This window comes from Helicobacter pylori SA221C (assembly GCF_000476855.1).
GTDB lineage: Bacteria > Campylobacterota > Campylobacteria > Campylobacterales > Helicobacteraceae > Helicobacter > Helicobacter pylori_DK.
The window spans coordinates 72,921-95,879 of record NZ_CBPT010000002.1 but is presented as its reverse complement, the minus strand read 5'-3'; the positions used below and the strand labels follow the sequence as shown (position 1 = coordinate 95,879).

Here is a 22,959-nt window from a genome sequence, read left to right as displayed (position 1 = left end):
ATTTTAATAAAACTTGTGATTGTAACCTAATCTTGCTTAAAAACACCCTTTCTGAATTTTAAGCCTACATTCTCATATTCTCAGCGAATCGCTAAAACCGCTTGGGTTTTTGAATGCGTTTGAATAACAATTCACGATAGAACGCTTTTAAGCCTGATTGTTCCTTTTTGCCTAAAGTGTAGTAAATTTTTTGCAAGTAGTTTAGAATATCTTGGCGTTTCAAGTTGGTTTTTAAAGCGGCTTCTTTAAGGATGTAGTAAGGGATTTTTGTTTTTTGATGTTTGAAAGCTAAAGACAAACGCTTGTAAAAATCCTTGTTTTGATAATAACACAAACGCCCAAAAACAAACGGCAAGCGTTTTTTTTCATACCAAAGAGCGGCTAAATCTATAAAATCTTTTTTAGGGTTGGAATAATAAAACTGCAGCGCTTTATTGCCGATTAACACTCCGCCTTTTAACCCTAGAACTTTAGAGAGGGCGTTTGAAGAAGCGCTTTCTTTGTCAAAAGCGTTTTTTGTATCCACAACCAGCACGCTTAAAACTTCTTTATAAGCGACAATGCCTAGAGAATGGGAATGAAGAGCGAATGAATGGCCGGCGATAGAAGAAATAAACCCCGCATCAATACGCCTGAATAAAAAACTTTGATTGAGTTTGGAAGGGTAGGTTTTTTTAAGCCGTAAAAATTGCTTGAAATAACAAGGGGTGGGGTAGGATTTGATAAACACATCAAAAGGGAGCATGTTCAAATAATCAATTTTACCAAAACGCACTTAAAATCCTTTTTTGTATCGCATGGTAGCTAAAGTTTCTTACAACTTAACTAAAAGTAAAAAGAGTTTTGTTATCATGGGGCAAATGATTAGGGCATTAGTCAATAATGCTATTTAAAAAGGAGAAATGATGAAAGATTTTTTAGAAGATTATAAAAAAAGCGTTTCAGAAAGAGAAAGCGAGGGTATCCCGCCACTCCCCTTAAGCGCTAAGCAAGTGGAAGCCGTCGTTGAAATTTTAATGAAAGATCCCACAAACGCCGCTTTCGCTAAAGAATTACTCATTCACAGAGTAAGCCCTGGGGTTGATGAGGGGGCGAAAGTCAAGGCGGAATTTTTGGCTAAATTGTCTCAAAAAAAACTAGAATGCACGCACATTAGCGCTTTAGAAGCGACCACTCTTTTAGGCACGATGCTTGGAGGGTATAATGTAGAGCCTTTGATTGTGGGCTTAGAAAGTCAAGATAAAAACATCGCTAAAGAGAGCGCGAAAGCGTTAAAAACCACTCTTTTAGTCTATGGATCGTTTGATAAAATCGCTGCAATGAGCCAAACTAACGCTTTAGCTAAAGAGGTGCTAGAGTCTTGGGCGAACGCTGAATGGTTTTTGAATAAAGAGCCTTTGAGCGAATGCATTGAAGCGTGCGTGCTTAAAATTGATGGCGAAACCAATACCGATGATTTAAGCCCAGCGAGCGATGCTTTCACACGAAGCGATATTCCTTTACACGCCAAAGCCATGCTAAAAAACAGGATTGAAAATTACGAACAACGCATCAAAGCCATTAAAACTAAAGGCGTTCCTGTGGCGTATGTGGGCGATGTGGTTGGCACAGGAAGCTCCAGAAAAAGCGCGACAAACTCTATCATGTGGCATTTTGGTAAGGACATTCCTTTTGTGCCTAATAAAAGGAGTGGAGGTATTGTGATTGGGGGGGTGATCGCTCCGATTTTCTTTGCGACTTGTGAAGATAGCGGGGCGTTACCCATTGTGGCTGATGTTAAGGATTTAAAAGAGGGCGATGTGATTAAAATCTATCCTTATAAAGGCGAAATCACGCTGAACGATAAAGTGGTCAGCACCTTTAAGCTAGAGCCTGAAACTTTGTTAGATGAAGTTAGGGCTTCTGGGCGTATCCCTTTAATCATTGGTAGGGGTTTGACGAATAAAGCGCGTAAATTTTTAGGGCTAGGCGAATCTGAAGCGTTTAAAAAGCCAGCCGCTCCTAAAAGCGACGCTAAAGGCTACACTTTAGCCCAAAAAATTGTAGGCCATGCTTGCGGGGTAAAAGGGATCTTACCCGGTGCTTATTGTGAGCCAAAGGTTACCACCGTGGGCAGTCAAGACACCACAGGGGCGATGACCAGAGATGAGGTTAAAGAATTAGCGAGTTTGAAATTTGATGCGCCTTTTGTGTTGCAGAGTTTTTGCCATACCGCCGCTTACCCAAAGCCTAGCGATGTGAGTTTGCATGCAACCTTGCCTAGCTTTATCACTCAAAGAGGGGGCGTGGCGTTGCATCCGGGCGATGGCGTGATCCACACATGGCTGAATCGCATGGGATTGCCTGACACTTTAGGCACAGGGGGGGATAGCCACACCCGTTTCCCTTTAGGCATTAGTTTCCCGGCAGGGAGCGGGTTAGTCGCTTTTGCAGCGGTTACAGGCACGATGCCATTGAACATGCCAGAATCCGTGTTAGTGCGTTTTAAAGGGGAAATGAATCCTGGGATCACCTTAAGGGATTTAGTGAATGCGATCCCTTATTATGCGATTAAAAAAGGGTTACTCACGGTGGAGAAAAAGGGTAAAATCAATGTCTTTAATGGGCGTATTTTAGAAATTGAAGGCTTGCCTGATATTAAAATGGAGCAGGCCTTTGAACTAAGCGATGCGAGCGCGGAAAGGAGTGCAGCTGCTTGCGTGGTGCGTTTGAATAAAGAGCCGATGATTGAATACTTGAAATCCAATATCAAGCTTATTGATGAGATGATTGCGAGCGGTTATGAAGACAAAGAGACTTTGAAAAAACGCAGAGATGCGATGCAAGCTTGGGTGGATAATCCGGTATTGTTAGAGCCAGATAGTAACGCTCAATACGCCGCTGTCATTGAAATTGATGTGGCAGAAATCACGGAGCCTATTTTGGCATGCCCTAATGACCCTGATGATGTCGCTACTTTGAGCGAAGTTTTAGCGGATACGACCGGCAAAAGACCGCACGCTATTGATGAAGTGTTTATTGGATCTTGCATGACGAATATTGGGCATTTTAGAGCCTTTGGCGAAATCGTTAAAAACGCTCCTCCCAGTCAAGCATGCCTTTGGGTAGTGCCACCCAGTAAAATGGACGAACAAGAGCTGATTAATGAGGGCTATTATGCGATTTTTGGGGCTGCCGGGGCAAGGACTGAAGTCCCAGGCTGCAGCTTGTGCATGGGCAATCAAGCGAGGGTTAGGGATAATGCGGTCGTCTTTTCTACTTCCACACGGAATTTTGATAATCGTATGGGCAGAGGGGCTAAAGTGTATTTAGGCAGCGCAGAGCTTGGGGCGGCGTGCGCTTTACTAGGGAGAATCCCCACTAAAGAAGAATACATGAATTTAGTGAGCGAAAAGCTAGAGAGCCAAAAAGACAAGATCTATCGCTACATGAATTTTAACTTAATGGAGAATTTCAGGCTTTAGTTTTGTTTTCATTAAAAGGGGTGATCCCTTTTATTGAGCTATGGTTGAGTGTTGAGAGAGGATAAAAAAGGAGAGTGGCGGTGAAAAAAATCGTTGTGGGTTGGTGTGTGGCGTTGGCTTTTTTAAGCGCAGATCCAGAACAAGCCAATAAAGCGATCAGCAATGCGGATTTGATTAAAGAAATAAGGGATTTAAAAAAAGTCATCAGCGCACAAAACACTGAGATCAACAATTTAAGAAAAGTGCAAGAAGTGTTGTCTGGACAATTAGGGGACATGCGTAAGGATATATTAAGCACTAGAGATTATTGCATCAGCTTAAGGCCTTATATCTATAATTGGCGCTAGGGGATCATCAAAGCATGAGAGCATGCGCCATTCAATGATGCAATCCTTTAATGGTTGAAAATTAAAGTTGGTGGGGGTTTGGTTTTCGCTTTGTGTTCATGTAATGGGGATTTCACAGAGTTTGAGTGTTTAAAAGCGCGTTTGATCCCACACGCCTTGAAAAAAGTTCTCTTGTTGGATTGTAGGGGTAAAATCAGTCCCCTTGTTAGGGTTAATTATTCTATAATAATAAAATTTTAGGAAATTCAGTTTAAAAGATATTAAAAAATGCCATACGCCTTAAGAAAAAGATTTTTCAAACGCCTTGCGCTGATTGTTTCCACTTTTTGCGCGATAAGTTTGAGCGCTAAAAGCTATCTGTTTTCCCCACTGCCCCCAGCGCACCAGCAAATCATTAAGACAGAGCCTTGCTCTTTGGAGTGCTTGAAAGACTTGATGTTGCAAAATCAAATCTTTTCTTTTGTTTCTCAATACGATAACAACAACCAAGATGAGAGCCTTAAAACTTATTATCATGACATACTCAACAAACTCAACCCCGTATCCATCGCTTCTCAAACTCCAGCTAAAGAAAGCTATGAGCCTAAGATTGAATTAGCGGTTTTACTGCCTAAAAAGGTGGTGGGGCGTTATGCCATTTCGGTGATGAACACCCTTTTAGCGTATTTGAACACCAGAAACAACGATTTCAATATCCAAGTCTTTGACAGCGATGAAGAAAGCCCTGAAAAATTAGAGCAAACCTATAAAGAAATTGAAAAAGAAAAATTCCCTTTTGTGATAGCCTTATTGACTAAAGAGGGCGTGGAAAATTTGCTCCAAAACACCACCATTAGCACCCCTACTTATGTGCCTACGGTGAATAAAACGCAATTAGCAAATCAAACTGAGCGTTCTTTAAGCGAGCGCTTGTATTTTGGGGGGATTGACTATAAAGAGCAATTAGGCATGCTCACGGCTTTCATTAACCCTAATTCGCCCGTGATTGAATACGATGACGATGGCTTAATAGGCGAACGCTTGAGGCAAATCACGGAGTCTTTAAACATTGAAGTCAAACACCAAGAAAATATTTCTTACAAGCAAGCCACGAGTTTTTCTAAAAATTTTAGAAAAAACGATGCGTTTTTTAAAAATTCTACCTTGATTTTAAACACCCCTACCACTAAAAGCGGTCTGATCCTTTCTCAAATAGGGCTTTTAGAATACAAGCCCTTTAAAATCCTTTCCACACAAATCAATTTCAACCCCTCTTTACTCTTACTCACCCAGCCTAAAGACAGAAAAGATTTATTCATTGTCAATGCCTTGCAAAATAGCGATGAAACGCTTATAGAATACGCTTCCTTATTGGAGAGCGATTTAAGGCATGATTGGGTGAATTATTCCAGCGCAATTGGGCTAGAGGTGTTTTTAAACACGCTAGACCCGCATTTTAAAAAGTCTTTTCAAGAGAGTTTAGAAGACAATCAAGTCCGTTACCACAATCAAATTTATCAGGCTTTAGGGTATTCTTTTGAGCCGATAAAAAATGAAAGCGGAACAAAAAAAGAATAATATTTAGATAATTATTTGAATACTTTCATTTTTAATCGGTTTTTAATAAAATTGGAGTATTATACGAGCGAAAATTAAACAAAGGTTATTCTGTGTTAAAATTTCAAAAATTACCTCTATTGTTTGTTTCCATTCTTTACAATCAAAGCCCTTTGTTGGCTTTTGATTATAAGTTTAGCGGGGTAGCGGAATCCTTTTCTAAAGTGGGGTTTAACCATTCCAAACTCAATTCCAAAGAAGGGATTTTCCCTACAGCCACTTTTGTAACCGCCACGATCAAGCTTCAAGTGGATTCCAATCTGCTCCCTAAAAACATTGAAAAACACAGCTTAAAAATAGGCGTTGGCGGGATTTTAGGAGCGCTCGCTTACGATTCTACCAAAACGCTCATCGATCAAGCCACGCATCAAGTCTATGGCTCAGAACTTTTTTACTTCATAGGGCGTTGGTGGGGGTATTTAGGCAACGCTCCTTGGAAAGACTCTCGCATAGAATCTGACGCTCACACTCGTAATTATGTGCTGTATAATTCCTATTTGTTTTATTCTTATGGCGATAAATTCCACCTAAAGCTAGGGCGTTACCTTTCTAACATGGATTTTATGAGCGGTTATACGCAAGGCTTTGAACTGGATTATAAAATCAACTCTAAAATAGCGTTAAAATGGTTCAGCTCTTTTGGGAGGGCTTTAGCCGCGGGGCAATGGATACGAGATTGGTATGCCCCTATTGTTACTGAAGATGGCAGAAAAGATGTTGATTATGGCATCCATGCGGTGCAACTCTATTTTTCTAGCAAACATGTTCAAGCCACGCCCTTTTTTTATTTTTCACCTAAGACTTACGAAGCACCCGGGATTAAAATCCATATTGATAGCAACCCGAAATTTAGAGGTTTAGGGTTACGATCTCAAACCCTTATCAATGTGATTTTCCCCATTTATGCCAAAGATTTATACGATGTGTATTGGCGTAACTCTAAGATTGGCGAGTGGGGCTCATCGCTTTTGATCCACCAACGCTTTGACTGCAACGAATTTAACTTTGGCTTTGGTTATTACCAGAATTTTGGCAACGCTAACGCAAGGATTGGCTGGTATGGTAACCCGATCCCTTTTGACATAAGAAGTAACAGCGTTTATGGTTTGGTTTTTAGTAACGCTGTTACCGCAGACTCTGTTAGCGGATATGTCTTTGGTGGGGGGGTGTATAGGGGATTTTTATGGGGTATTTTAGGCCGATACACTTACGCCACTAGAGCGAGCGAAAGATCCATTAACTTGCACTTGGGCTATAAATGGGGTTCTTTTGCTAGCGTTGATGTGAATTTACAATACTATGCGGTGAGCATGCACACTGGCTATAAGGTTAATGATCTCACTAGCCCTTTTGATAAAGCCTTTAAGGCGAACACACAAGACAGGAGCAATCTCCTGGTGAGTTTGAAATTCTTTTTTTAAACCCTATCAATTAGGCTTGGTAGAATTGAGCCATTGTTTTTGGAAATTAATGGCTTTTCTCAATTCGGCTTCTAGCTGGGCTAAAACATCTTTTAAGGGCTTAACATCAACCAAATTGTCTTGCTTGAAGGAATCTAGCTGTTTGTCAATTTGCAAAGCGGCGTCTAGCGCGTCTTGGGGGAATACCGGCTCGCCTAAAGCCTTCTTAACCGCTTCGCCGATTTCAATCGTTTCAGAGCCTTGATGATCTTTTAAGTTAGGGTTATTTTCTTTGTCCTTAGGCTTAGGCTCTAAAATCAAGCGCAAATGTTTGATTTTTTCATGCAAATCGCTAAGATCTTTTAAGTGATCGGTATTGCGCCCCCTATCAACCGCTTTTTCTAAAAGCTTATCGCTCAGGCTGACTAACTGATCGCTTAATTTAACGCTGTTAGCTTGAGCTTCTGTCACTTCATCAATATCAATCGCTGCTAAAGCGCTCACAAAATAAAAGGGCAACGCCCACCTTCTAAAACGAGAGAAAAACTTCTGCATTCACCTTCCTTAAATACGCTATAAAAATGATACTTTTTAATATGGTGGAGCTGTGGGGAATCGAACCCCAGTCCAAAAATCTTGTCCTAAACACAAACTTCTACAATGCTTAGAAAATTGGTTAATTTTTTAGCCTTAAAACTAGCTCTGGTCCAACTTTCTAAAACCTTGAGGTAGTTTCAAGAGTTCTTATTTCTTAGTTTAAAAGGCGAACCACCTTTTAAAAGCGTCTAGCTTAAGGTTATGGAGCGATTAAAACGCTAGAAATTCTAATCAGTCCAGCTCCAAAAGGAGATTAACTCACGCAGCTTTAGCGTAAGCTGGAGCGTAATCTGTGTTGTTTACAGTTATTTTTGTTGCTGTTTTACAAGTAGCACTTGGCATGCTATCTGCGCGACAAGAAATCTGTCGAAATCCAAGTCAGCCCCATGATTTCTAAAGGCTTTTCTATTTTAGCTAACTTTTGCTAACAAAACGCAATGAATCATCAAAAATCATTGGCGCACAATATCAATATTTTCATCTTTAGGCTTAAAAACAAAGATTTCATTAGCAATGGTGGGGTTGATTTCTGCTTGAGAAAAAGTGATCGTTACAAGATTGTTCATGTCATCTTTAAATTCCAGCGAAAAAGGCTTGCCGTCTTTAAAAACCAAACGATAAGTGGTTTTGTTGATAGTCGTTTTAAAAGATCCGTCATCTTGCTTTTTTAAGCGCTTGAGAATGGTGAAAAAATCCGTCTTGTCCTTTAAGGGCGTGATGGTCGCTTGAAACAAATTAGGCTCATAAACCACCACTTCTTTATCGTTCATGTAAATTTCTTTTTTTAAAGGCTTTTCATAAACCCATAAAGCCCAATTAGGGGCTTTAGCCTTTAAAACCCCATAATAAACTAAAGGCTTTTCATTTTTTAAAACCTGCCTGAAATGCGCGCTAAAACTTTGCAAATGCTGCAAAACCTCTTCTTCTTTAGAAAGCGTTGAAGGATTTTTAGCATAAGCAACGCTCATAAAAATCAAAACCATTAAAATCTTTAAAAAAGCTTTCATTATTCAAACCTTAAAACAATCTCTCATCTTTAATAAAACCCCTTATTTTACAAGACTTTTATTTTATCCATGCTAAAATGGGATTAAAAACTGACGCTTTATTATATTAAAATATTGAAGCACTCTTAATAAGGTTATTACTACTATGATAAAAGCAATCATTGGAAAAATCATTGGCACCAGAAACGATCGTTGGATCAAACAATACAAAAAACAAGTCCTAGCCATTAACGCCTTAGAGCCTGCTTATGAAAAAATGAGCGATGATGAGCTGCAAAACGCTTTTGAAGAATTAAAAAAACGAGTGCGATCCACAGAAAAAGATTTGCAAGAAAAAACCCTTTTAGAAGTTTTACCAGAAAGCTTTGCTATCACTAGAGAAGCGAGCAAAAGGATCTTAAAGATGCGCCATTTTGACGTGCAACTCATTGGGGGCATGGTCTTAAACGATGGCAAAATCGCTGAAATGAAAACCGGAGAGGGTAAAACTTTAGTCGCTACTTTAGCGGTGGCTTTGAACGCTTTAAAGGGCGAGAGCGTGTATGTGGTAACGGTCAATGATTACTTAGCTCATAGGGATTCTAAAGAAATGGAGCCGTTGTATCAATTCTTAGGTTATAGCGTAGGAACGATCACTGCGAGCGTGCGAGATGATGATGAGCGCTTAGAAATTTATTCTAAAGACATTGTTTATGGCACTAATAATGAATTTGGCTTTGATTATCTAAGGGATAACATGAAATATTCTTTAGAGCATAAAGTGCAAAAATCGCATGCGTTCGCTATTGTTGATGAGGTGGATTCCATTTTAATTGATGAAGCGAGAACCCCTTTAATCATTTCAGGGCCTGTGGATAGGCGCATGGAAAATTACAACAAGGCTGATGAAGTCGCTAAAAGCATGCAAGTGGAAACCGATTTCACCATAGATGAAAAAAACCGTGCGATTTTAATCACTGAAGAGGGGATTAAAAAAGCCGAAAACCTCTTTGGCGTGGATAATTTATACAAGATTGAAAACGCCGCCTTATCGCACCATTTAGACCAAGCTTTGAAAGCGAATTACCTCTTTTTTATTGATAAAGATTATATTGTAGCCAATAATGAAGTGGTGATTGTAGATGAATTTACCGGCCGTTTGTCTGAGGGGAGGCGCTTTAGTGAGGGCTTACACCAGGCTTTAGAGGCTAAAGAGGGCGTGAGCATTAAAGAAGAGAGCCAAACCTTAGCCGATATTACCTTCCAAAATTATTTCAGGATGTTTTCCAAACTCGCTGGCATGACCGGCACGGCTCAAACCGAAGCCACAGAATTTTTAGAAATCTACAATTTAGAAGTGGTGTCTATCCCTACTAATCTAGCGATCAAGCGCAAAGATTTGAACGATTTGATCTATAAGAGTGAAAAAGAAAAATTTGACGCGGTGATCCTTAAAATTAAAGAATTGCACGATAAGGGTCAGCCCGTTTTAGTCGGCACGGCCAGCATTGAAAAGAGTGAAACCCTGCACGCTTTACTCAAAAAAGAACGCATCCCTCACACCGTTTTAAACGCCAAGCAGCACACCAAAGAAGCTGAAATCATCAAAGACGCCGGGCTTAAAGGAGCGGTTACGATTGCGACTAACATGGCAGGCAGAGGCGTTGATATTAAACTCACTGATGAAATTAAAGAGCTTGGGGGGTTGTATATCATTGGCACTGAAAGGCATGAGAGCCGCAGGATTGACAACCAATTAAGGGGGCGAAGCGGGCGCCAGGGTGATCCGGGAACAAGCCAATTTTATTTGAGTTTAGAAGACAATCTGTTACGCATTTTTGGGAGCGATAGGATTAAGGGGGTGATGGAAAAATTAGGGCTTAAAGACGGCGAACACATTGAATCAAAGCTTGTTACAAGAGCGGTGGAAAATGCGCAAAAAAAAGTGGAAAACTTGCATTTTGAAAGCCGTAAGCATTTGTTAGAATACGATGATGTGGCTAATGAGCAACGAAAAAGCGTGTATAAATTTAGAGATGAATTATTAGATTCCAATTACGATATTAGCGCTAAAATCGCTGAAAACAGAGAATACGCGCTCAATCAAATCTTTTCCAAACTCAAAGCCTTTGACCATCAAAACCTATCTAAAGAGGAACTTTTAGGGCTTAAAAACATCTTAAAAGAAGATTTTAACGCTCATGTTTCATTAGAAGATTTAAAAAAAGCCTCTCCTATTGAAAATTTTGTCGCTGAAAAACTAAAAAGCGATTATGAAAACAAAATGAAAGTTTTAGATAGCGAACAAAGGAGCCGGATTGAACGCATCGTGTATTTGCAGATTTTAGACAACGCATGGCGGGAGCACCTTTACACGATGGATAATCTCAAAACCGGTATTAATTTAAGAGGCTATAACCAAAAAGACCCTCTCGTAGAATACAAAAAAGAGAGTTACAACCTTTTCTTAGAATTCATTGAAGACATTAAAATAGAAGCGATCAAAACCTTTTCTAAGATCCAGTTTGAAAATGAGCAAGATTCTAACGATGCGGAGCGTTATTTGGATAACTTTAGCGAAGAAAGAGAGCATGAGAGCGTAACTTACCGCCATGAAGAAGCCTTAGATGAAGATCTGAATGTGGCGATGAAAGCTTTCGCTAAAACCCCTAAAAGAAACGAGCCTTGCCCTTGTCAAAGCGGCAAAAAATATAAAGATTGTTGCGCTAAAAGCGGGCCTAAAAAGGGCTTATTTGCCAAATAGATCCTTAATCTTTTTCCTTATCAAGCGTTATTTGCGTTTTGATAAAAGCCAGCCATTTATTAGCATCACCGCTTTGTTGGCTTTTTTTGGCGTGGCGGTTGGCGTGATGGTTTTAATTGTGGCTATGGCGATCATGAACGGCATGAGTAAGGAATTTGAAAAAAAGCTTTTTGTGATGAACTACCCCTTAACGCTCTACACCACAAGCCCTTATGGGATCAGCGAAGAAGTGGTTCAAGCTTTAGAAAAAAAGTTCCCCAATTTGCTTTTTAGCCCCTATTTGCAAACTCAAAGCCTGATTAAAAGCGCGCATTCCATGAATGGCGGCGTGGTGTTTGGGGTTGATTTTTCTAAAGAAAGGCGCATCAATGGAGTTTTAAACGACGCTTTAAAAAACACCAATACAAACGATCTTTTTAAAAACCCTTTTAATTTGATTGTGGGGAAAAGCTTGAGATACAGCTTGAATTTAGATCTCAACCAAAAAGCCGATTTGTTTTTCACTGAATTGGAGCCAACCGGTCTCACGCTCTCCCCTATCATGAAGCGTTTTACTATCAAAGGCGATTTTGATTCAGGGCTAAAATCTTATGACATGAGCTACATGTATACTAGCCTTCAAGCCATAAGCGCGATCAGGAGGTTGCCCTTAGGGCTTTATGATGGGGTGCATGTCTATTCTAAAACGCCCATGAAGGATATTGAAAATTTACGCAACGCTTTAAAAACCATCAACCACCATGGTATAGGCATTGAAGGGTGGTGGCAACAAAACGGGAATTTTTTCTCGGCTATGGAATTAGAAAAAAGAGCGTTATTCATTGTGCTCATGCTCATTATTTTAATGGCGTCTTTGAATATCATCAGCTCGCTTTTAATGGTGGTGATGAACAGGCGTAAAGAAATCGCCCTACTCTTTAGCATGGGGAGCAGTCAAAAAGAAATCCAAAAAACCTTTTTTTATTTGGGCAATATCATTGGTTTAGGCGGTGTGGCGCTTGGGGTGATTTTAGCGTTTTTAAGCATGTATCTTTTAAGCGTGTTCCCTATCATCTCGCTCCCGGCAGATGTCTATGGCATTAACACCTTGCCTTTGGATTTGTCTTTAATGGATTTTATGCTCACTCTAATAGGCTCTATCATTATCGTAGCCCTTTCTTCTTATTACCCGTCTAAAAAAGCTTCTACTATTGACGCTTTAAGCGTGTTAAGGAATGAATAAATTAAAAAAATAAATAATATTGAGATTAAATAAAGCTTTTGAGTGTCTGTATTTGATTAACAAAGAAAAATTTTATTCTCAAAATTAAAAAAAACCATAATATTATGCTAGTATAAGGAACGACTTAGTTAAGATTAACTTTGCAAGTCGGACTTCGTAGAAAAAAGGACGGAAGATGAACAGACTGATTAGATGTTTAAGATCTGTAAGAAAAAATTTTCTTTGAATGGTGTTGGCTTACTCTATTTAGAATTTTTGGTTTATACTAAAGGTTAAACACATGAACTACAAAGTTGCATCTGCTAAAAATATTGCAACGCTTCTTTTTTTATTCTCTTCTCAAAGTCAAGCTCTTGATTTGGGTAAAATCGCTAAAATCAAAGCGGGTGCTGAAAGTTTCTCTAAAGTCGGTTTCAATAACAAACCTATCAACACTAATAAAGGGCTTTACCCTACCGAAACCTTTATGACGATCATGGCTTACATGCAAGTGGATTTTACGGAGCTTTTGCCCAAAAGCGCTACGGCTAACGGGCACCATTTAGACGGGAGTCTTGGGGGTTGGGGGGGTGCTGTAATTTATGATACCACTAAGGATTTTATTAACGAAGTTACAGGGAAAACCTATGGGGCTATGGCTTGGAACTATGTGGGCTATTGGGGCGGTCTTGTGGGGCAAAAACCATGGGCTAGTTGCGGGTTAGCCACAGGGAATTTGACTCAAGGCCAATACGATAAGATGACTCAAGCTGAAATGACGCAGTTGTCTAATCAAGAAGCTTTAGAGGCTTCCACTTGCGCAAAATCTTATGCCGATCACACCAGAAACTATGTGATTTATAACGCTTACTTGCGCTACAACTACAAAGATATTTTTCAAATTAGGGGCGGGAGATACGAATCCCCAGCGGATTATATGAGTGGTTACAACCAAGGCTTGGATATGACCTTAAACTTAGGGAATTTCAAATTCTGGTGGTTTAGCTCTTTTGGCCGTGGCTTTGCCTATAACGAGTGGCTTTATAACTTCTATTCGCCTAAAACCTACACTCTTAAAAACGGGCAAACCATAAACCCTGGGGTGCATGCCTTTTATATCATTTGGAATTACAAGGGTTGGAGCATTCAGCCTTTTGTCTATTTTTCACCCTTTAACGAATACGACCCTAACTTTACGATCACTTATGATAGCAACCCCACTTTTACCGGATTAGGGTTTCGCTCTCAAACCGATGTTACCGTGCTTAATCCTTTTTACGCTAAAAGATTTTGGGACACCTATCAATTTGGCATGCCAGCCGGTAAGAACGCGCATAGCTTGATGATCAAACAAAAGTTTGAATGGAATGAATACAATTTTGGTTTTGGGATTTATAAATCCTTTGGGAACGCTAACTGGATGATAGGCTACCATGGTAACCGCTTAGGCTTTGACTTTTGGACGAACACCGTTTATGCAAACACCCTTAACTCTTTGTCTTACATGATGGACGCGAACGCTTTTACCGTGTTTGCCTTTGGCGGTGGGGTGCATAGGAAATTCCTTTGGGGTTTATTGGGGCGTTTGACTTATGGGCCTAGGGCGAACGAACAAGTCCTATCGCTCAACTTGGGCTATAAATTCACTAAAAATTTCTCAGCCGACATTAAATTTGAATATTATAATGTGTTGATGCATCAAGGCTATAAAATGGGGTGGAACGGGCCAAAATTAGACAGCCAGCCTGCAACCGATCAAGACAGAAGCCACATTTTTACCGAGATCGTGTGGAAGCTTTAAACCCTCTTTAAATAACAACCCTTTAAGGGTTTGTTAAAACGCCTAGCAAAAAACAGCCATAAAAACCACTCTATCGCCTATTTTAGGGCTTGCTTTTAAAAAAGCGTTAGAATTTTTAAACTTTTTTATTACGCTATTTTTGGCTCTATTACTAAAACTTTTATTTTTAAAAATGGGCTTTTATTTGCTTTGTTTTGTCATTTTAAAACTCCTTTTAAAAAATATTTCAAATTCATTTTACGCAAGCTCTTTTATTATTGATTGTAAAAACGCTTTTAGCATTTTTTAACTTCTTTGTGGGGGGTGAGTGGCTTAAAAGTCAATAGTTTTTCTCGGTAATATTCGTATTGCTTTTTTCGGACTTTTATTTCAGCGGGGATACCGGCTAATAAATCGGTGGTTAAAAGTGAAAATTGATCCAAAATCTTAACGATCTCTTGTTGGATCTCTAGGGGTGGGATGGGGATTGTTAAATTTTCAATATCTGCTTTATTGAGTGCGGGGATACCGGCACCAAATTGAGATTTTATAAGAATGCTTTGAGAATTTTTTAAAAAATAATATAAAAATTTATAATTGAGTTTTTCTGAATTTAAATCAATCGCATAGCAATGAGCGCCCGCCCAAAATTTTGAAGTCATGTAATTTACATAACCGGCAGAAGCACCGCCCTGACTTATGATAATCTTTGGATAATCTGTATTATATTCATTCCAATAACCAGAAGCATGAATTCCTCCATTCATAACAGGATATTCTCCATAATCCAAAAGAAGCTCTTTATTAAGTTGTTTTCCTTTAAGAATATTTATTACCTCCCCCAATTTCCTAAACTCCACCCCCTTAGGCGCTAAGGTTTGGAGCAGTCGCTCTATTTTATGCATTTGGCTCCCTTAAGCTTCTAACTCTTTGATAATCAGATCAAGGCTTTAAGCCCTCATCGCGCGCATGGAATTGGCTAAGGCTAAAAGCGTAACCCCCACATCGCCAAAGACCGCCTCCCACAAGCTCGCTACCCCCATAAGCCCTAGCACGATAAAAACCGCCTTAATCCCTAAAGCGAACAAGATATTTTGCCAAATAATGCTTTTAGTTTTTTTAGCGATCGCTAAAACTTTCACCAAAGAGCTTAAGGAGTCATTGGTGATCACAATGTCTGCGCTTTGCTTGCTCAATTCTGAGCCTTTCCCCATGCCAATCCCCACGTCAGCGCTCGCTAGAGTCGGAGCGTCATTGATGCCATCGCCTACAAAAATCGCCGGGGCTTTATAGCGTTCTTTAAAGGTTTTAAACACACTCGTTTTTTCTTCAGGCAACAAGCTCGCATAATATTCACAGCCTAGAGTTTGAGCGATGCTCTCAGTTGCGCTTTTCCTGTCCCCGCTCAAAATGCAAAAATTTTCTATCCCTTGCGCTTTTAAATCCCTTAAGCACTCTATGGCGTCATCTTTAATCTCATCGCTAATGACGATATAGCCTATATAAGTTTGGTTAAAAGCCACATGCACGATCGTGCCGTTTTCTTTGGAAGGGCTGTGCGCGATATGGAATTGATCGAGCATTTTTTCATTCCCTGCGATGATTAAATCCGTATGGCATTGCGCTTTAACCCCCATTCCGCTCAATTCTTCGTAATTTTTAATGTCATGCTGGTGCTTATCATCCTTTAACATTTCTTCGCATGCTTTTTGAATGGATAAAGCGATCGGGTGCGTGGATAAAAGCTGCGAACAAGAAGCGTAATGCAAAACTTCTTCTTTAGAATGCCCATTTTGCGGCACAATATCTGTTACTTTAAAAACGCCTTTAGTCAAAGTGCCGGTTTTATCAAAGGCGATGCTTTTAGCTTGGGTAAGCACTTCTAAAACATGCACGCCTTTCATTAAAATGCCCTTTTTACTCGCCGCTCCCACGCCCCCAAAATACCCTAAAGGCACAGAAATCACTAACGCGCAAGGGCAGCTCACCATTAAAGCCACAAGCCCCCTATAAATCCACTCATCAAAGCTCCCCATAGAAAACAAGGGCGGTAATACAGCGATCATTAAAGCAATAAATAAAACGCTTGGGGTGTAGTAGCGTGAAAATTTAGTGATGAATTTCTCCGTTTCGCTCTTTTCATTCGTGGCTTGTTGGACCAAATCCACCACTTTAGCGATAGAAGAATCTTTATAAAGTTTCTCTACTTGGATTTCAAGGACCGCTTTTAAATTCAAGCTCCCCCCTAAAACTTTAGAGCGTTCGCTGACATTAACAGGCATAGACTCCCCACTCAACGCCCTTTCATCTAGCAAACTTTCGCCCTTGATCACCACGCCATCCACAGGCACTTTTTCGCCGACTTTCACCACCACAATGTCATTGATTTGCAAATCTTCAGGTGCAACGCTCACTAGCGCATCGCCCTTTTTCAAATAAGCCAGATTAGGAGCGACATCCACCAAAGCCTTAAGGGATTTTTTAGAGCGAGCGATAGCGAGTTTTTGCAAAAATTCGCCCGCTGAATAAAACACCATAATAGACACGCTCTCTTCATAAGCCCCCACGCAAAAAGCCGCAATAGTCGCAATGAGCATCAAAGCGTTTTCATCAAAAAATTGCCCTTTCCTAAGCCCACGAAACGCCCCTAAAATCACATCTTTACCGCTCACTAGATACACTAAAGCAAGCACCACAAACACCGCTTTTTCAATGAAAGGACTAGGATCTAGGTGTAAGATTAAAATCGCGCCTAAAAAGACAGCGATCGTAGCGATGAGTGGCGTAAAACTCAAGGGCTTTTCTGTAGCCTCTTTAAAAGACAGGCTCAAATGCGGTTCATTTTGCTTGATAAAATCCTTAACTTTTTCAAAATCGCTCGTATCCAAAAACAGCTTACTGGTGCTGAAATTGATTTGAGCTTTTTTCACATAGTCTAATTTATTTAAATCCCTCTCTAATTTAGACGCGCAATCAGGGCAATCCAAATTGTGAATGTGGTATTCTTGCATTTTCTCTCCCTTATAAAAATCCTTTTAAGAAATCTTTCTAAAACTCAGCGCTTTAAGCATGTGAGATTTTTCTATATTCTCGCAAGCGTTTAAATCCGCAATCGTCCTAGCGACTTTTTTGACCTTATTAACAGAGCGCATGGACAGATTAAACCTTTCAACCGCCTGCTCTAACAACTTTTGCGCTTCAAAATTTAAAGGGCAAAATCGTTCGATCTGCTCTTCATTAAGCTTACCATTAAAAGCGCTCTGTTTCCTTAACTTTTGCTGTTTGAAAGCTAATAACACTAACTCATGCATCTCTTTTGAAGTCCAAGAATGCGACGGCGTGTCTTTATAATTCCCCTCTTCCATTTGCACGAACAAATCAATCCTATCCAAAAAAGGCTCGCTCAAGCGGTTTTTATACTGCGTGATCTCTCTGTCTTGGCAACGGCATGCTTTGGTTGCGCTGAGTAAATTCCCGCACAAGCAAGGGTTTTGAGCCCCCACAAATAAAAAAGAGGTTTCGTATTCAATCTTGCTATGCACTCTTGAAACCACTAATTTATTGTTTTCTAAAGGCTCTCTTAAAGCTTCCAAAATATCCTTTTTAAAATGAGGCAATTCATCAAAAAAAAGCATGCCGTTATGCGCTAGCGCGATTTCGCCAGGTTTTGGCTCTCTTAAAGAGCTTGAGCCTAAAATGCTGGATTTTGAAGCGCTTTGGTGAGGGTTTCTAAAGCTCCTTAAGGGGTAATAGGCGCTGTCTTGCTCGCTTAAAATGCGTAATTTTGTCGCTTCTAAGATTTCATTCAGGCTCAATGGAGGCAAAATATAACGCATGCGATTAATGATCATGCTTTTCCCACACCCTGGACTTCCCTCTAAGATCAAATTATGAAACCCAGCGCTAGCGATCAAAGCGGCTTCTTTAGCGACAGCTTGCCCCTTAACTTCTTTAAAATCTAAGGCATAGGCGTCTGAAAAATAATACTCTTTATCGTTTAATTCTATTGTTTTAAAGGGTAGTTTTTTCGTGTGGGTGTCTGCTTTGATTTCAGGATTTTGTAAGATTTCTAACGCTTCTTTAAAGTGCCCCACAAAAAAGCATTGCAAATTAGGAATGAGCGAAAAAAGCTCTTCATTCGCCTTAGGCGCAATGACTTTAGCATGGGGGCGCTTAATGGCAATGTCTAAAAGCATGGGGAAAATGTTAGGATTGGGTTTGATCTTGCCATCAAGCCCTAACTCCCCAAAAGCAAACCACTCTTTAAAAGCCAACTCTTGTTTTTGCAAAGCGATTAAAAGAGCGATAGGTAAATCAAAATGGCTCCCGGATTTAGGCAAATCTGAAGGGGAAAGGTTGATGGTGATTTTTAAAGGCGGGAAAGTGAAATCGTTATTTTGTAAAGCCGATTGGACCCGTTGCTTGGCTTCTTGGATAGAGTTATTAGCCAAGCCTGAAATCACAAACGCCGGCAAAGCCCTTGTGAAAGTCGCTTCCACGGCCACGATTTCCGCCACTCCCCTTTGCATGGTCGCACAAAATATCGTGTTAATCATGGTTGTTACTTGTGTTTTTGTTGTTTTTGCAGCTCTTTGAGTTCTTTTTCAAATTTCTTACGCTTCAAAATGGATAATTTATCCACGAATAACACGCCATTAAGATGATCGATCTCATGCTGAATGGCTACCGCTAAAAGCTCGCTCGCTTCTAAAACTTTCACTTCAGCGAAGCGGTTTTGATACTCTATCTTAACCTTTTCAAAACGCTCCACTTCTTCATAAAATCCCGGCACAGACAAGCACCCTTCTCTATACATCATTGATCCCCTAGTTTCTATAAACTTAGGGTTAATGATTTCCAAGCAGTCTTCTTTGTGTTGCACGCCGTCTTCTTTCGGGAGGTTGATGATGAGCATTCTTAAAGGCAAACCCACTTGAATAGCGGCTAAACCTATCCCTTCACTAGCGATCATAGTCTCATGCATGTCATCTAGCTGTTGGTGGAGTTTTGAATCAAAAGAAATGACTTCTTTAGAAATCGTTCTTAAAATTTTAGAAGGGTAATGGATAATCTCTAATAACGCCATGCAATCACTTCACATTTTTCTGTAACACTTTATCAATCAAGCCATACTCTTTAGCTTCTTTAGCGCTCATGTAAAAATCCCTGTCCGTGTCTTTAGCGATTTGCTCCAAACTCTGCCCTGAGTTTTGAGCCAAAATAGAATTCATCAAACCCTTAAGCCTGAGAATCTCATTAGAAATGATTTCAATATCGCTCGCTTGCCCTTGAGCCCCCCCTAAAGGCTGGTGGATCATAATCCTTGAATGGGGCAATGAAAAGCGCTTGCCCTTAGCCCCACAGCTCAGTAAAAACGCCCCCATAGAAGCCGCTTGACCGATGCAAATCGTGGAAACATCAGGGCGGATAAAATTCATGGTGTCATAAATGCTAAGACCGCTTGTTATCACCCCACCGGGAGAATTGATATACAAGCCAATGTCTTTTTCAGGGTCTTCAGCTTCCAAAAACAAGAGTTGGGCCACGATAGAAGACGCCACGCTATCATTGATCTCACCGCTCAATAAAACAATGCGATCCTTTAAAAGGCGCGAGTAAATATCATAGCTGCGTTCCCCACGATCGGTATTCTCTATTACATAAGGAATGTATCCCATCATCTCTCCTTTTTAGCCGTTTAACCCGCTTGAATTTTTTGAGCGTTGGGCCTCATTTTTTCCAAAATTTCTTGTTGCTCTTTAGGCAGGTTTTTATCCAACAAATAAGCTAACACCCTATCTTCAATCATCGCCATTTTCACCGCCGCTAACATGTTGTTTTTGCGGTATTGTTCAATGAGACTTTCTGGATTTTGCCCTGTCATCATCGCTTCATAATACAAAGTTTGAAAGACTTCATTGTCATGCACGCCAATTTTTTCTTCCTTCGCTAAAGCGTCAATGATAAAAGTGATTTTCACGCTTTTTGTCGCATCGTTTCTAAAGCTCTCACGCTTTTCTTTGGCTTTTTCTTGACTTTCTTGTAAGGATTTGACTTCTTCAGCTTGCATGGAATAAAGAGCGTTCCTGAATAACAAATCCATTTCTTGCTCTATGATCGTTTTAGGCAAATCAAAAACGATCTTTTCATCTAAATTTTCAATCAATTTTTCTTTCAACTCTTCATTATAGAGCCTGGCTTTATTTTCTAAAAACAACTGCCCTTTAACCCTTTCTTTTAAAAGCTCTAAGGTCGCATTCTCTTCATTGGCTAGCACGATTTTAGCGAGTTCGTCATTGATTTCTAACGCTTCACGCGCTTGAATCTGGTGCAATTTCACTTTAAAAAGGGCTTCTTTGCCGGCTAAATGCTCTGCGTGGTATCCGCTAGGGAAAGTCAAAGGGAATTCTTTTTCTTCGCTAGCTTGCATGCCTAAAAGAGCCTTTTCAAAATCTTCTAGCATTTGCTTACTGCCTAAAATCAAATTAAAATTTTGAGCCTTGCCTCCTTCAAAAGGTGCATTATCTATAAAGCCTTCAAAATCAATCGTCAATTTATCGTCGTTTTGGGCTTTTCTTTGAGCGTCAGCATCCACAAATTTCGCGTAATCTTTAGCGAGCTGTTTCAAACGCTCATTAATTTTTTCTTCATTGGGAACTTCCACTCCCACGCTAGGCACGCACTCTTTGATCTTGTCTAAAACAATCGTGGGTTTTAAGCCGATGTCCGCTTCTATTTCAAAATGCGTGTCTTTTTTTTCAAATTTAGTGAGATTGGGGCTACCGATAAGATCCTTATTTTCAATCCCTAATTCCTTAAAAGCGTTTTTTAAAACCTCTTGAATCATTTCTTCTTGAGCGTCTTGTTCAATTTGGGCTTGATAACGGATTTTCACTAAACTAAGGGGGACTTTACCTCTTCTAAAGCCATCAATTTTAACTTTTTGGGCGATTTTTTGAGCGATTTTATCATAACGCTTTTCTAAATTCTCAATGGAAGGTTTAGCGCTCAAACGGGCGTTAGCGGTGTCAATCTTTTTCACTTCAAGATTCATTTTTTTCCTTAATGGCTAAAAAATTAAATTTTTGTATCATTATAGCTTAATTTGTTTTAATTCCGGTTGATAAAAAGCGGTTTTAATTCTGGTTTTCAAAAATTTAAAAAACTAAAAGTCATAAGTTGAAGTGAGATAGACAGAAATATTGCGCTTGAAATGAAGGGTGTATAAAGGGGTTTTAAAATAATCATTGGTTAAAAAAGGGATGCGCGTGCCAAATTCTATCGCCCAATTCTTATACCTTGAAAAGCGGTAACGATACCCCACATTTAACATCACTTGAAACATGTAAGGGCGATAAACGCTTGAAGGATCCTTAGCCCACTTTTTAAAAATCTTTGTTTCATAAAACCAGGTTTCTCCCACGAGATTCATCCCTAAAATCAGCGTTCCAAAAGTGCGTTTGTATAAAAAGTCAGCTCCCACGCCATAAAAAATAGCGTTAATAAAAGTCTCTTTTCTTTGCAATTTTTCTCTATAGCTTTTAGGGATTTGCGAACTCTCCCTCAAACTATCGCCCAATACGCCTTTATTTTTAAGAAAAAATCCATAAGCATAATCCAAAGAAATATAAAAGCGCAAACCATAGCGCTCTTTTTTAGGAAAAAATTGTTTATAGCCATAAATCAAACTGACTTCAGCAAAAGGAATGTCTCGGTATTTTGAATGGTTTTCAAATTTTTCCCTGCTCTGCAGCCATGACATTTGCACCACACTTGTGCCGTAATAATGGGAGCTTTTGTCTGTGTTAAAAAGTTTTTTTTTGGGCTTTTTAGGCTCAGCAAAACATGGGGGGTGGGTTTTACCCCTTAAACACTTCTTGGCTAAAAACCGCTGGTATCCTAGATCTTCTTCTTTGGCGATCGTATAAGTAACCAAATCATCAGCCCTTAAATACACGCTCAAAAAGAACGCTAAAAACCCCTTTTTAAGCAGTTTGTTCAAGCGTTCTTTATCTTATGCGTTATTTGTCTTTATCGGTTTCTCTTGTTTTTCAATTCTTTGGCGTCTTTTTGATAAGATTCTAAATTCTTTTGAGTGAGTTTTTTGTCTATTTCTTGCATAATACTTGTAAAAATCTTATTCAAAGCGCTCTTGATCGCATCATTAGAATTATCCGTTCCCTTAACCATAGTGCTAACTAGCCCCCCGCTATGGCTTGAATGGGTGGTTTTTAAGAATTTTTCTTGAATGTCCAACTCGCTCAAATCCATCGTAAAAGAATCCAAAGATTCCCCACTCATAGGCTCTAGTATGGTAACCTTAATAAACCCGGCCGGGATTAAAACCCCTTCCATCTTGTCCAAACCAGTGGAGAATAACAACCCAGGTTCTGATTTTTTCTGTATGGTCCTTTTAGGATCGGGGCGTAAAACAATTTCGCCATTCATAGCGACGGCCAAATACCCTTCTTTTTTTTGCGCAAAAGAAAAATCGTCTTTATCGCTGCTATCTACATTAATAACCTTATAGCCCTGATTTTGCAAAATCTGTTCAACCTTGAGCGTGGTTTGATTCTTGAATTTGTTTTCATACTCTTTAGCAATATTATCGCTGTATTGAAAAGCTGGCCTTAAAAGTAAAATCTTTTCATCTAACGCTTGAACTTTCTCGCTAGCTGGATGGTAATTCAATTTCAAAGCGACTTCATTGGTTTCAATAATATGTGGGCTGCATCCCACTAATAAAGCCGCCACGCTCGCGCCTAAAAGGCATTTTTTCCATGCAAAATCTTTAAAATGATTATTTGCTTTCATCGTTCTATCC

17 protein-coding genes, 1 other RNA gene and 1 pseudogene are annotated in these 22,959 nt (G+C 39.7%); 7 read left to right on the top strand and 12 right to left on the bottom strand.

Annotated elements, in window-relative coordinates; all coding sequences use genetic code 11:
• Positions 1 to 91: 91 nt before the first annotated feature.
• Complete coding sequence (locus QU01_RS01940; RefSeq protein ID WP_033761717.1) at positions 92 to 775, bottom strand: MqnA/MqnD/SBP family protein; 684 nt, start codon at positions 773 to 775, stop codon at positions 92 to 94.
• A gap of 130 nt (positions 776 to 905) precedes the next feature.
• On the opposite strand from QU01_RS01940, the gene acnB reads away from it, so the two are divergent.
• The 4 genes from acnB to hofE all read left to right on the top strand — a co-directional run bounded on the left by acnB (position 906) and on the right by hofE (position 6,828).
• On the top strand, positions 906 to 3,464 hold the full coding sequence (gene acnB, locus QU01_RS01935; protein WP_033761719.1) for a bifunctional aconitate hydratase 2/2-methylisocitrate dehydratase: 2,559 nt from the start codon (positions 906 to 908) through the stop codon (positions 3,462 to 3,464).
• 80 nt (positions 3,465 to 3,544) lie between these two features.
• The gene (locus QU01_RS01930; RefSeq protein ID WP_033761721.1) at positions 3,545 to 3,811 is read left to right on the top strand and encodes a hypothetical protein; all 267 of its coding nucleotides are present in this window, start codon (positions 3,545 to 3,547) and stop codon (positions 3,809 to 3,811) included.
• A gap of 267 nt (positions 3,812 to 4,078) precedes the next feature.
• Positions 4,079 to 5,368: a DDE transposase gene (locus QU01_RS01925; protein WP_033761723.1), complete on the top strand. Its 1,290-nt coding sequence runs from the start codon at positions 4,079 to 4,081 to the stop codon at positions 5,366 to 5,368.
• Positions 5,369 to 5,460: 92 nt separating this feature from the next.
• The gene (gene hofE / locus QU01_RS01920) at positions 5,461 to 6,828 is read left to right on the top strand and encodes an outer membrane beta-barrel protein HofE (protein WP_033761725.1); all 1,368 of its coding nucleotides are present in this window, start codon (positions 5,461 to 5,463) and stop codon (positions 6,826 to 6,828) included.
• Positions 6,829 to 6,834: 6 nt separating this feature from the next.
• Here hofE and QU01_RS01915 read toward each other — a convergent pair whose 3' ends face one another.
• The 3 genes from QU01_RS01915 to lolA form a co-directional block, all read right to left on the bottom strand.
• Positions 6,835 to 7,362 carry a hypothetical protein gene (locus QU01_RS01915; protein ID WP_001168786.1) on the bottom strand — a complete coding sequence of 176 codons (528 nt, stop codon included), beginning with the start codon at positions 7,360 to 7,362 and terminating at the stop codon, positions 6,835 to 6,837.
• Positions 7,363 to 7,404: 42 nt separating this feature from the next.
• Positions 7,405 to 7,790, bottom strand: a transfer-messenger RNA (tmRNA) gene (gene ssrA, locus QU01_RS07930).
• A 66-nt stretch (positions 7,791 to 7,856) separates the two neighbouring features.
• Entirely contained in the window at positions 7,857 to 8,411 is a 555-nt protein-coding gene (lolA, locus tag QU01_RS01905) for a LolA-like outer membrane lipoprotein chaperone (protein ID WP_033753322.1), read from the bottom strand.
• Positions 8,412 to 8,556: 145 nt separating this feature from the next.
• Between lolA and secA the strand changes: the two genes are divergently transcribed.
• The 3 genes from secA to hofF all read left to right on the top strand — a co-directional run bounded on the left by secA (position 8,557) and on the right by hofF (position 14,156).
• Positions 8,557 to 11,154 carry a preprotein translocase subunit SecA gene (secA, locus tag QU01_RS01900; protein ID WP_033761727.1) on the top strand — a complete coding sequence of 866 codons (2,598 nt, stop codon included), beginning with the start codon at positions 8,557 to 8,559 and terminating at the stop codon, positions 11,152 to 11,154.
• Positions 11,144 to 12,376, top strand: coding sequence for an ABC transporter permease (locus QU01_RS01895; protein ID WP_033761729.1), 1,233 nt, complete (start codon positions 11,144 to 11,146; stop codon positions 12,374 to 12,376). Before secA ends, QU01_RS01895 begins: the two co-directional genes overlap by 11 nt.
• A gap of 280 nt (positions 12,377 to 12,656) precedes the next feature.
• Positions 12,657 to 14,156, top strand: coding sequence for an outer membrane beta-barrel protein HofF (hofF, locus tag QU01_RS01890; protein ID WP_033761731.1), 1,500 nt, complete (start codon positions 12,657 to 12,659; stop codon positions 14,154 to 14,156).
• A gap of 275 nt (positions 14,157 to 14,431) precedes the next feature.
• Here hofF and QU01_RS01885 read toward each other — a convergent pair.
• The 8 genes and pseudogenes from QU01_RS01885 to hpaA all read right to left on the bottom strand — a co-directional run.
• Positions 14,432 to 15,034 (bottom strand): annotated as a pseudogene (locus QU01_RS01885) (restriction endonuclease subunit S); the annotation flags it as partial.
• A gap of 51 nt (positions 15,035 to 15,085) precedes the next feature.
• Positions 15,086 to 17,146 (bottom strand): heavy metal translocating P-type ATPase, encoded by a 2,061-nt coding sequence (locus QU01_RS01880; RefSeq protein ID WP_033761735.1) that lies wholly within the window; start codon positions 17,144 to 17,146, stop codon positions 15,086 to 15,088.
• 24 nt (positions 17,147 to 17,170) lie between these two features.
• Entirely contained in the window at positions 17,171 to 18,691 is a 1,521-nt protein-coding gene (locus tag QU01_RS01875; protein WP_033761737.1) for a YifB family Mg chelatase-like AAA ATPase, read from the bottom strand.
• 5 nt (positions 18,692 to 18,696) lie between these two features.
• Positions 18,697 to 19,221, bottom strand: a complete 525-nt coding sequence (def, locus tag QU01_RS01870) for a peptide deformylase (protein WP_033761738.1) — start codon at positions 19,219 to 19,221, stop codon at positions 18,697 to 18,699.
• Positions 19,222 to 19,225: 4 nt separating this feature from the next.
• Positions 19,226 to 19,813, bottom strand: coding sequence for an ATP-dependent Clp endopeptidase proteolytic subunit ClpP (gene clpP, locus QU01_RS01865; RefSeq protein ID WP_000540573.1), 588 nt, complete (start codon positions 19,811 to 19,813; stop codon positions 19,226 to 19,228).
• A 20-nt stretch (positions 19,814 to 19,833) separates the two neighbouring features.
• Positions 19,834 to 21,189 carry a trigger factor gene (tig, locus tag QU01_RS01860; RefSeq protein ID WP_033761739.1) on the bottom strand — a complete coding sequence of 452 codons (1,356 nt, stop codon included), beginning with the start codon at positions 21,187 to 21,189 and terminating at the stop codon, positions 19,834 to 19,836.
• 111 nt (positions 21,190 to 21,300) lie between these two features.
• Positions 21,301 to 22,137, bottom strand: a complete 837-nt coding sequence (locus QU01_RS01855; RefSeq protein ID WP_033761741.1) for an outer membrane protein — start codon at positions 22,135 to 22,137, stop codon at positions 21,301 to 21,303.
• Positions 22,138 to 22,166: 29 nt separating this feature from the next.
• Positions 22,167 to 22,949: a flagellar sheath lipoprotein HpaA gene (gene hpaA, locus QU01_RS01850; protein ID WP_033761743.1), complete on the bottom strand. Its 783-nt coding sequence runs from the start codon at positions 22,947 to 22,949 to the stop codon at positions 22,167 to 22,169.
• Between the last annotated feature and the right edge of the window lie 10 nt (positions 22,950 to 22,959).